Raw genomic sequence first — 10409 nt, forward strand, 5'->3', positions numbered from 1 at the left:
TACATTTGGATATCGTGAGTTCGCCATAAATGGCGCCCTTACCTCTGGCACGTCGCTGTCTGATGGTCGCCATAAATGGCGACCCTACATATGGCACGTCGTAGGGTCGCCATTTATGGCGACCTTATTGATGACCGCGTCGTGGTTAACTCAACACCGACGAAACCAATAGTTGGGTATACGGATGATGCGGATCGTCCAGCACGCGATCCGTCAGCCCGCTCTCCACCACGCGGCCCTGCTTCATCACCAGCAGACGATGCGCCAGCAAACGCGCCACGCCGAGATCGTGGGTGACAATCACCACCGCCAGATTCAGCTCGCGCACCAGCGTGCGCAGCAGATCCAGCAGGCGCGCCTGCACCGACACATCCAAACCACCGGTCGGCTCATCCATAAACACCAGCGTCGGCTGCGTCACCAGGTTGCGCGCAATCTGCAAGCGCTGCTGCATACCGCCGGAGAAAGTGGTGGGCAGATCGTCGATGCGGTTGGCGGGGATTTCGACATCCTGCAGCCAGCGCATCGCCTCTTTACGGATATCGCCATAGTGGCGATTGCCCACCGCCATCAGGCGTTCACCGATGTTGCCGCCCGCCGTCACCTGCGGACGCAAACCATCCAGCGGATGCTGATGTACCACGCCCCATTCGGTGCGCAGCAGGCGGCGGCGATCGCTCTCGCTCAGCTGATAAAGATCCTGCGCACGGTAAAGAATGTTGCCCTGCTGCGGGGCTAACCGCGCCGACAGGCTGCGCAGCAGCGTGGTTTTGCCCGAACCGGATTCCCCGACAATGCCTAACACTTCGCCAGGATAGAGCTCAAAACTCACCTCTTCAAACCCTTTGCCTGGCGCATAAAGGTGCGTCAGATTGTTGACCGCAAGCAGCGGCTGTTCACTGTGCATGCTGTTGTTCCTGCTGCTGGTGGCAAAAATCGGTATCGGAGCAGACAAACATGCGCGTACCGGCGTCATCCATCACCACCTCGTCGAGGTAGCTGTGGCGCGAACCGCACAGCGCGCAGGGTTCATCCCACTGCTGCACGCTGAACGGGTGATCGTCGAAGTCGAGGCTTTCCACTTTGGTAAACGGCGGCAGCGCATAGATGCGTTTTTCACGTCCGGCACCAAACAGCTGCAGCGCCGGCATCATGTGCATCTTCGGGTTGTCGAATTTGGGGATCGGTGACGGATCCATCACGTAGCGATCGTTGACCTTCACCGGGTAGGCATAGGTGGTGGCGATGTGGCCGTAGCGGGCAATATCTTCATACAGTTTCACCTGCATGATGCCGTACTCCTCCAGCGCGTGCATGGTGCGGGTTTCGGTCTCGCGCGGCTCAATAAAACGCAGCGGTTCCGGGATTGGCACCTGGAAAATCAGGATCTGATCCTCTTCCAGCGGCGTTTCGGGAATGCGGTGCCGCGTCTGAATCAGCGTGGCATCAACCGTACGTTCGGTGGTCGCCGCGCCGCTGACGCGCTGAAAGAAGCGACGAATCGATACCGCGTTGGTGGTGTCATCGGCGCCCTGATCGATCACCTTCAGCACATCGGCATCGCCAATGATGCTGGCGGTGATCTGAATGCCGCCGGTGCCCCAGCCATACGGCATCGGCATTTCACGTCCGGCAAACGGCACCTGATAACCGGGAATCGCTACTGCTTTTAATATTGCGCGGCGGATGGTGCGTTTGGTTTGTTCATCCAGATAACCGTTGTTGTAGCCGGTTAACTCACTCATGATTCTGCTCCTGATGCTGTTGGCGCAGCCGTTTCAGCAGCTCAAGCTCCGCCTGGAAATCGACGTAGTGCGGCAGTTTTAAGTGCGAGACAAAGCCCGCCGCTTCCACGTTGTCGGCATGCGACAGCACAAATTCTTCGTCCTGCGCTGGACCGGCAATCCGTTCGTTATACTCCGGTGCCTGCAGCGCACGATCCACCAGCGCCATCGCCATCGCTTTGCGCTCCGAGCGACCAAACACCAGGCCGTAACCGCGCGTGAAGTGCGGCGCGCTGGCGGTTTCGGTGGTGAAGCCGTTCACCATCTCGCATTCGGTTAGCAGGATTTCGCCAATCTCGATGTCAAAGCCCAGCTCTTCCGGGCAGATAGAGACGCTGAGATAGCCGGTGCGAATTTCGCCGGCGAACGGATGGTTGCGACCATAGCCGCGCTGCGTCGAGTAGCCGAGCGCCAGCAAGAAGCCTTCGTCGCCGCGCACCAGCTGTTGCAGGCGTGCCGCACGCGTCGCGGGATAACCGGGCGGTTCACGCGTGATGTCGCACGGCTCGCTGCCGTCATCCTCTTCGCGCGCCGCCAATCCTTCGTGGGTCATCATGCTGAACACGTGCGGGCAACGTTCGGGTAGCGCCTGATCGTCACGCTGCGCCGCCGGCGTTTCACCATTGGCCAGCAGGGTGAAATCGAGCAGGCGATGGCTGTAATCGTAGGTGGGACCCAGCACCTGGCCGCCCGGCAGATCTTTGTAGACGGCGGAGATGCGGCGCTCAAGGCGCATCTCATCAGTTTCCAGCGCCAGGCTATCGGCGAGGCGCGGCAGCGTGGTGCGATAGGCGCGCAGCAGGAAAATCGCTTCCACTAAATCGCCGCTCGCCTGTTTGATCGCTAAGGCCGCCAGCTGCGGATCATAGATGCCGCCTTCGGTCATCACGCGATCGACCGCTAAACCGAGCTGTTGCGCCAGCTGGTCGCACTGCAACTCCGGCAGCGCGCGGTCGCCCCGCCGCAAATCGGCCTGTAGCTCATGGGCGCTGGCAATCGCCTTCTCGCCCCCTTTAACCGCAACGTACATCAGCACACCTCCACGTCGGTGGTGCGTGGCAGCGCCATCATCGCTTCGCCGCAGGTGAAAATCAGATCCACGCCCTGCGGGAAAGGATGCGGACGCTCGCGCAGGTAGTGCAGAATCGCCTCCGGCAGCTGCGGTGCAATGGCGCGCGGTTCACGTAAACCTGGGCCCGAGAGGCGCAGCGTCAAACCGCCGCTCAATGATGGCACCTCGACAACCAGCGTGGTGCTCTTCTCCGGTGACATATTGTCGCCAGACGCAAACAGTGCCGGATCGGGATTGGCCGCCGCATGCGTCAAGGCGAACGGTGCATCGCGCTCAGCGACAATCGGCACGCCGGTATGAAAGCGCAGGTTGCTGCGCACCACCTCGTTATCAATACGATCATCGAGCCACAGTGCGCTCTCCTGATCGACCAGCGTCAACAGCACCGCCGTGGCCGCCGGCGACAGATCGCCCCAGCCCTGTTGCAGCGGCAGCGACACCAGCACGCCCGGCTCGCTCATCGCTTTGAGGATGCGGCGGAAGGCGCGCTGTGCATCGGCAACCGGATGGTTAAAACTTGCCAGTAATGTCATCAGTTATCTCCGCGAACCAGCGTAAAGAAATCCACTTTGGAGCTGGCGATTTCCCGCGCGCGCAGCTGACGCTGCTCTTCACGCAGCGCCGCCAGCGGGGCAATCACTTTTTCCTGTAACAGCGCCTGGGTTTCCGGCTGTTGCAGCAGTGCATCGATTAACGCGCAGCGCTCGGCGTGGGATTTATCGCGCCCCAGCACGTAGCTAAAACCGAGCGTGCCGTCGTGCAGTTTCACCACCGCGCGCGTTACCGTGGCATCGCCCATCACGAAGCGCTTGCCGCTGCCGCCCATACGCGCCTGCAGGCGGGTTAATCCGGTTTCCGCCGGACGCACGCGCTCAAAATCCGGGCTTAAGTGCAGCGGCTGCCAGTGCGCATTCAGGCTGCTGGCTTCGCTGTGGGCCAGCACCGAAAGCCAGTGCTGGCGGGCTGTTTGCTGTTTCATTCGTGCTCCAGAGTCAGTTCAATCATGTCGCCGCGCGTCAGGCTAACGGAGTATTCCGCCACCTTGCCGTCGCGGTGCTTATTCAGGGTGCGCACACACAGCAGCGGCGACTGCAGGGCAATCTCCAGCTGTTTGCACTCTTTCGCCTGCGCGCGGCGAGTACTAATGCGGGTTTGGCTGCGCGTCAGGCTTAAGCCCAGCTGCTGCTGCATAAAGTCATGCAGCGAACCGCTGTGAAACTGCTGCAGCGCGGGCCACCAGCTGAGATCGGCGAGGAAGTGATTAATCACGCAAACCGCAACACCATTAACGCGGCGCAGCGTGCGCAGATGGATAACGTTGTCACCCTCACTGATGCCCAGCGCGCTCGCCACATCGCCGCTGGCCGGACGTATTACCGCCAGCAAACGCTCGCTGGTGGGATGACTGCCCTGCTCCATCAGGTTTTGGCTAAAGCGCGCCTGTGCGTGCAGCGGATAATCGTAAGGACGCATCAGCACCAAAATGCCCACGCCGTGACGCCGTTGCAGCAGGCCTTTATTGACCAGCTCATCGACTGCGCGGCGCAAGGTGTGGCGATTGACTTCGTAGTGGTCCGCCAACTGCTGCTCGGAAGGCAAATAATCGCCGCAGCGATAGCGCTCCTGCAGCGCCTGCTCCAGCTGGGCGGCAACGGCCTGGTACACAGTGGTCGGATGTCTGGATATCTCCATCACGCTCAATACCTCATGTGGTTGAGGAGTGCAGCGACGCTCGCTGCGGGATGGCGATTACATTGCGGGCAGTAGATGACAGCGCCGTGACGGCTCAATGACGCAAAGATGAATTTGCTTTACGGCAGGAGGAACGTGGGGCAAAGCGGGTTAATTCAATAAACTATCTTTAACTGTTTCCTTTGTGACCATGTTCAAAAAATTTGCGTCCATTTTCACTGACTTATCGCTTCCCTTACTCCGTGCAGCCTGGGTAAGTTCTGCTAAGTTAAAAGATGAACCCTTCTTGTCAGGCGAATCTCAAAATGATTAACGCATTAAAACTATCGGATGGTTTTCGCCGTAACTTTGTCCGTGAAGTTATTTTGCCGCTGATGGCTATTTTACTCCTGACCTTTGCCGGCGCGGGGATGGGTCTGTTCTGGGGGACCTCGCTCACCAACAATGAAGCACGCGATCAGCAGCAGCGTATGATTGAGGCTTCCTTCGCGCAAAGTCTCAGTGAGCATCTGCGCCAGCTGCGCAGCCTGACGCGCTGGTCACCGCTGGCCGATCAGCTGGCGTTAGCGCATCCCGACCAAAGCTGGCTGACGCAAAATGTCGGCGGCTGGCTGTATGACATGTTTGACCACCAGCTGGTGATCTTACTGGATCGCGATAATCAGCTGGTTAATGTCTGGCGCAACGGCCAACCGGTGCCCGATAAGCGCGTGGGTCCCTATTTGCAAGAGATGCTGCAGAGTCCGCTGGTGCTCAGCAGCGATGTGGCGGCGGGTCCTGCCGATCGCGCTGATTTTGTGCGCATTGGTCAACGCGCCGCCGCGCTGGCGGTGGGTGACATCAGCAGCACGAAACAGGCGGGACGCTATCGCCTGGTGAGCATTAAATTTCTTGATGATGGCTATTTGCGTAATCTCTCCGATCGCAGCCAGCTGCGGCAGCTGCACTTTAGCGACACTGAACCGGCGGGAAAAACCAAAGCGCGCTACCTGCTCAATTCTCAGCAGGGCAATCCCGTCGGCTATCTTAGCTGGCAACCGGACAAGCCTGGCGCTCAGATGCTGCGCACCATCGGTCCTTCAACGCTGCTGTCGGTGATGTTAATCACGCTGCTGTGCCTGTTTATGGTACGGCGTATCTGGACCTCGTCGCTGAAACTGTCGCAGTCGTTATTGCAACTGGGCGCCAGTGAAGCGCAGGCACAGCATCTGGCGTTTCATGATGTGCTGACCGGTTTACCGAATCGTTCGCTGGTGGAAGATCGTTTAACCCAGGCGCTGGCGCTGGCCGGACGCCACGACCAGCGCGTGGCGCTGCTGCTGCTGGATCTGGATCGTTTTAAAAACATCAATGATACCTACGGTCATCACGCGGGCGACGAAATGATCATGGAGGTGGCGCGCCGTCTCAACGACATCGTGCGCGCCAGCGATACGGTCGGTCGTATTGGCGGCGACGAGTTCATTATTGTCATGCCGGATGTTGAGAATATTGGCCAGGTGCAATCGCTGGCGAACCGCATCATTGCTCGCCTCAGCGAGCCATATCAATGGGTGGGCAGTGAATTATGGGTCGGCGTAAGCGTCGGTCTGGCGCTGGCACCGAAGGATGGCATCGATCGGCTTGAGCTGATGCGTAAAGCGGATATCGCGCTGTATGAAGCGAAAAATCACGGACGCGGCCAGTATCGTCAGTTTGAAAAAGTGATGGATGAATCGCTGCGCACGCGCCAGCAAATGGCGGCGGATTTGCGTCAGGCGTTGGTGAAATATGACGGTCTGGCGGTGTGGTATCAGCCGCTGATGGATATCAGCGGTCAGCGCGTGGTAGGCCTTGAGGCGCTGCTGCGCTGGCATCACGCCGAACGAGGCGATGTCTCGCCGGGTGATTTCATTGCCATCGCTGAAGAGACCGGCATGATTATTCCGCTTGGCGAGTGGGTGCTACGTGAAGCCTGTAAAACCGCGCTCAGGCTGCCCGATATCGTAGTGGCGGTGAATGTTTCGCCGGTACAGTTTCGCGCCAGCAATTTTGTTGAGCGCATTGTTGAAATTGTGCGGGAAGAAGGTGCCGATCCCACACAAATGGAGCTGGAGATCACTGAAGGTGTGCTGATTGAGGATGAACATGAAGCGCGCAATAGCATTATCGCGCTGCGCGAAGCCGGTTTCCGCATTGCGCTGGATGATTTTGGTACCGGTTATTCCAGCCTCAATTACCTCAGCACCTTCCCGGTGGATAAGATCAAAATCGACCGTTCATTTACGCAGTCGCTCGGCGTGGCGCAGAACTCCACCGCAATTGTTGAATCGGTGGTGCGGTTGGGCCACGCCATGGGCTTAACGGTCACCGCCGAAGGGGTTGAAACCGAAGGGCAAAAGAATGCGCTGGCTGATGCCGGCTGCAACCAGCTGCAGGGGTATTTGTTCAGCCACGCCGTGCCGTTCGAAGAGATAGAGAAGATGGTGTGATCGCCAGAATACCAGGTCGCCATAAATGGCGCCCCTACGGTCTCGGTGTAGGGTCGTCATTTATGGCGACCTGAATAACCGCGCCACGCGCAATAAATTAACTCTGAATACGTCCCTCAAAATTAAACAACCTTCATCGCCTTCTCGCCGCAAATAAAATAATATTATGTCGGCAAGGAGGCCATGATGAAGAACCGTAAATATCCACGCTTGAAAAATCATGATTACCGCACCAACGGCGCCTATTTCATCACCCTGGTTTGCCATCGCCGCGCACCTTTATTTGGCCTATTCATCGCAACAGAATTCTGCCTCACGCCGGTTGGGGATTATGCCATTAAAGCCTGGCAGGCCTTATCACAACGCGATACCGCGATAACCCTTGATGCCTTTGTCCTGATGCCGAATCACCTGCATGGCATTATTTGGCTAAATGAAAGCACACATCGGTCCCTGCTGAATATTGTTAATTGGTTTAAAGCGGAGATAACGCGTGAAACTGGAATAAGGGTATGGCAGCGCAGCTTTTATGATCGCGTGATTCGGGATGAACACGAATTACTGAACATCCGCAGATATATTGAAGAGAATCCCATGAAATGGGAACTGGACAGGTTGTATGTATCTGGAAAACCGTAAGGTCGCCATTCATGGCGACCACATTACCAGGTGCGCATAAATGCGCACCCTACAAGCAACGCAGAGATCTGTTTACGATGGAAAATCCGTCTCAATCGAGGTTTGTTTCCACGCTTCGATCTGCGTCAGGCGCTCTTTCAGTTTATTGGTCACCGCATCGTAACCCCATGCGCCCATCACCAGATGGCGCGGTGGATTGGCGTGTTCGGTGATGGCGATCATCGCACTGGCTGCACGAGCCGGATCGCCCGCCTGGGTGCCGCTGTATTCCGAGGTAGATTTCATGCGCGCTGCTGCGGTTTCAGCATATTCCGGCAGCTTGCTGGGGGTTTGATGCAGCGAGCGACCGGCCCAATCGGTGCGGAACGGGCCAGGTTCGACGCAGGTAACGTGAATGCCCAGCGGTGCGGTTTCTAGCGCCAGCGAGTCAGACCACCCTTCCACCGCATGTTTGCTCGCCGAATAGTAGCCCGAGCTGGCGAAGCCAATAAAACCAGCGACCGAGGTGATATTGATGATATGGCCGCTGCGCGCTTTGCGCATGGCAGGCAGCACCGCGCGGGTTAGCGCGAACAGGCCAAACACGTTGGCATCAAACTGGGCGCGAATCTCTTTCTCTTCACCCTCTTCCACCGAACTTTGATACCCGTAACCGGCGTTATTAACCAGCACATCAACGCTACCGAATTTCGCCAGCGCCGCGCTCACGGCCTGTTCGATGCTGGCCTGATCGGTGACATCCAGCGCCAGAGCCAGCGCGTTATCGCGTCCGCTCACCAGGTCCTGCACTTTTGATACATCACGTGCGGTGACAACCGTGTTGAAGCCGCGCGCAATGGTCTGCTGCGCCAGCTCGCGACCAAAACCGGTTGAACAGCCTGAAATGAACCAAACTGGCGTAGTTGCTGAAGCCATAGTAACGTCCCCTTCAATGTGAATAGGCCCAATGAAACCTCACCGGGCAAAGAGAGTAACTATGGCAAACCCGGTCAAGGGTGATTAGCGATGCGTGCGCCATGAACAGGCCGCAGGGCTTGGTTCCCTCTCCAGCCAGCCGGAGAGGGTGAGGGAAAAGTACAATCAGATCTGGAAATCGATGGCCGGTTCGTTCTCGGTTTCGTAGGAGAGCGCCTGACGTTTGATCTCCTCCAGCGACAGATTAGCGTTACACAGCTCGAGGAACTGCCACACGTAGTTGCGCTGTAGTTGTCCGCGCTTCAGTCCCAGCCATACGGTATTGGCATCAAAAAGATGGTGCGTATCGATTTTTACCAGATCTTCGCCTTCGTAAATATCACACGCCTGATCGGCGAGAATACCCACGCCAAGGCCCAGCTCAACGTAGGTTTTCACCACGTCGGAATCCTGCGCGCTGAGCACGATATCCGGCCTGAGTCCTGCCGCCTGGAAGGCACGATCGACGCGCGAACGGCCGGTAATGCCCTGACGATAGGTGATCAGCGGATAGCGGCTAAGGCTGGCAAGCGTCACCGGCTGATGCTGCAGCAGCTCGTGATCGTGCGGCACCAGCAGCGAGTGATGCCAGCTGAACCAGGGAAACGCCGCGAGGCTGCTGTTGTTCACCAACTGCTCGGAGGCAATACCGATATCGGCTTCACCGGCCAGCAGCATGGCGACAATCTCCTGCGGCGACCCCTGATTCAGCTCGAGACGCACGTTCGGATAGAGCTGTCGAAACGCTTTAATCACGCGCGGCAAACTGTAACGCGCCTGGGTATGGGTGGTAGCGATAGTCAGCACGCCGCTGGTTTCATTGGTAAACACATCCGCTAAGCGGCGTACTTTGCCCGCTTCATCAAGGATGCGTTCAGCAATGGTCAACAACGCTTTGCCCGGCTCGGTCATGCCGAGGAGTCGCTTGCCACGACGAATAAAAATTTCCACGCCCAGCTCATCTTCCAGATCGCGAATATGGCGGCTTACCCCGGATTGGGAAGTAAACAGCGTATTCGCCACTTCAGTCAGGTTGAACTCGCAACGGGCCGCTTCACGTATAATTTTAAGTTGCTGGAAATTCACACCCTTTTCTCCTGATTCCTGCCCCTGTTTCGCCCATGTTATGAAGTTGATGTGATTGCAACAAATAATAAAAAACGGTGTGTTATGCGGAATAGTAATAAGGGAAGGCGATGGGAGCTGAATAGCTGACAGGCATTACGCAGGGTAGCGGCGCACGGCATTGCGCCATAAATTGCGCCGCTACAGCGTAAGTAATGAACGTGTGACTTAGCGTGGCTGGCCGTCGACGAGGGAATCCATCAATTCCATCTCTTCGCGACTCAGCAGTTTACCAATGTTAACCAGGATGATCATGCGGGTGTCGATCACGCCAAGGCCCAGCAGATAATCACTGGAAAGCACCGAGGTGAAGTCGGGTGTAGGTCTGATCTGATCGGCTTCCAGTGATAGCACGTCCACCACGCCATCCACCACGATGCCCACAATGCGATCGCCAAAATTCAGGACAATCACCACCGTGTCTTTATCATCTTCCGTAACGGGCAAATGAAAACGCAAACGTAAATCGATGATTGGCACGATGACGCCGCGCAGATTGGTCACGCCGGTAATAAAATCTGGCGAGTTGGGGATACGCGTGGCGCGATCGCAACCGCGTATCTCCTGTACCTTGAGAATATCAATGCCATACTCTTCGTCGCCGAGACGGAAAACTAAATACTCTTGCGCCACGGCGTCTTTGTTGGCCAGGGAAACTGACATGCTAAAACT

The 10409-nt window shown here is 57.2% G+C and carries 11 protein-coding genes; 2 read left to right on the forward strand and 9 right to left on the reverse strand.

Features of this window, described 5'->3' with window-relative positions; translation table 11 throughout:
- Positions 1 to 145: 145 nt before the first annotated feature.
- Genes phnK through phnF form a run of 6 tightly spaced genes read right to left on the reverse strand, consistent with a single transcriptional unit; the run spans position 146 to position 4548 of the window.
- Positions 146 to 907 carry a phosphonate C-P lyase system protein PhnK gene (gene phnK, locus AC07WB_RS11950; protein WP_097096853.1) on the reverse strand — a complete coding sequence of 254 codons (762 nt, stop codon included), beginning with the start codon at positions 905 to 907 and terminating at the stop codon, positions 146 to 148.
- Positions 897 to 1745: an alpha-D-ribose 1-methylphosphonate 5-phosphate C-P-lyase PhnJ gene (locus tag AC07WB_RS11955; RefSeq protein WP_097096852.1), complete on the reverse strand. Its 849-nt coding sequence runs from the start codon at positions 1743 to 1745 to the stop codon at positions 897 to 899. Before AC07WB_RS11955 ends, phnK begins: the two co-directional genes overlap by 11 nt.
- On the reverse strand, positions 1738 to 2814 hold the full coding sequence (locus AC07WB_RS11960; RefSeq protein WP_400456277.1) for a carbon-phosphorus lyase complex subunit: 1077 nt from the start codon (positions 2812 to 2814) through the stop codon (positions 1738 to 1740). Before AC07WB_RS11960 ends, AC07WB_RS11955 begins: the two co-directional genes overlap by 8 nt.
- Positions 2814 to 3389, reverse strand: coding sequence for a phosphonate C-P lyase system protein PhnH (phnH, locus tag AC07WB_RS11965; RefSeq protein WP_494940560.1), 576 nt, complete (start codon positions 3387 to 3389; stop codon positions 2814 to 2816). Before phnH ends, AC07WB_RS11960 begins: the two co-directional genes overlap by 1 nt.
- Positions 3389 to 3835, reverse strand: coding sequence for a phosphonate C-P lyase system protein PhnG (gene phnG, locus AC07WB_RS11970; RefSeq protein ID WP_494940561.1), 447 nt, complete (start codon positions 3833 to 3835; stop codon positions 3389 to 3391). Before phnG ends, phnH begins: the two co-directional genes overlap by 1 nt.
- Positions 3832 to 4548, reverse strand: coding sequence for a phosphonate metabolism transcriptional regulator PhnF (gene phnF, locus AC07WB_RS11975; protein WP_345829174.1), 717 nt, complete (start codon positions 4546 to 4548; stop codon positions 3832 to 3834). The genes phnG and phnF overlap by 4 nt, the downstream gene beginning before the upstream one ends.
- Before the next feature lie 305 nt (positions 4549 to 4853).
- Between phnF and AC07WB_RS11980 the strand changes: the two genes are divergently transcribed.
- Both AC07WB_RS11980 and AC07WB_RS11985 read left to right on the forward strand, forming a co-directional pair.
- Positions 4854 to 7019 (forward strand): putative bifunctional diguanylate cyclase/phosphodiesterase, encoded by a 2166-nt coding sequence (locus AC07WB_RS11980; protein ID WP_494940562.1) that lies wholly within the window; start codon positions 4854 to 4856, stop codon positions 7017 to 7019.
- 186 nt (positions 7020 to 7205) lie between these two features.
- Positions 7206 to 7658 carry a transposase gene (locus AC07WB_RS11985; protein WP_494940563.1) on the forward strand — a complete coding sequence of 151 codons (453 nt, stop codon included), beginning with the start codon at positions 7206 to 7208 and terminating at the stop codon, positions 7656 to 7658.
- Positions 7659 to 7730: 72 nt separating this feature from the next.
- On the opposite strand, the gene AC07WB_RS11990 is transcribed toward AC07WB_RS11985, so the two are convergent.
- The 3 genes from AC07WB_RS11990 to AC07WB_RS12000 all read right to left on the reverse strand — a co-directional run bounded on the left by AC07WB_RS11990 (position 7731) and on the right by AC07WB_RS12000 (position 10400).
- Positions 7731 to 8573, reverse strand: a complete 843-nt coding sequence (locus AC07WB_RS11990) for an oxidoreductase (RefSeq protein ID WP_494940564.1) — start codon at positions 8571 to 8573, stop codon at positions 7731 to 7733.
- Between the two features lie 165 nt (positions 8574 to 8738).
- On the reverse strand, positions 8739 to 9698 hold the full coding sequence (cbl, locus tag AC07WB_RS11995; RefSeq protein ID WP_008109354.1) for an HTH-type transcriptional regulator Cbl: 960 nt from the start codon (positions 9696 to 9698) through the stop codon (positions 8739 to 8741).
- A 207-nt stretch (positions 9699 to 9905) separates the two neighbouring features.
- The gene (locus AC07WB_RS12000) at positions 9906 to 10400 is read right to left on the reverse strand and encodes a chemotaxis protein CheW (protein ID WP_097096844.1); all 495 of its coding nucleotides are present in this window, start codon (positions 10398 to 10400) and stop codon (positions 9906 to 9908) included.
- Positions 10401 to 10409 lie beyond the last annotated feature (9 nt).

The organism is Pantoea sp. GW821-FHT03E06 (assembly GCF_059420725.1).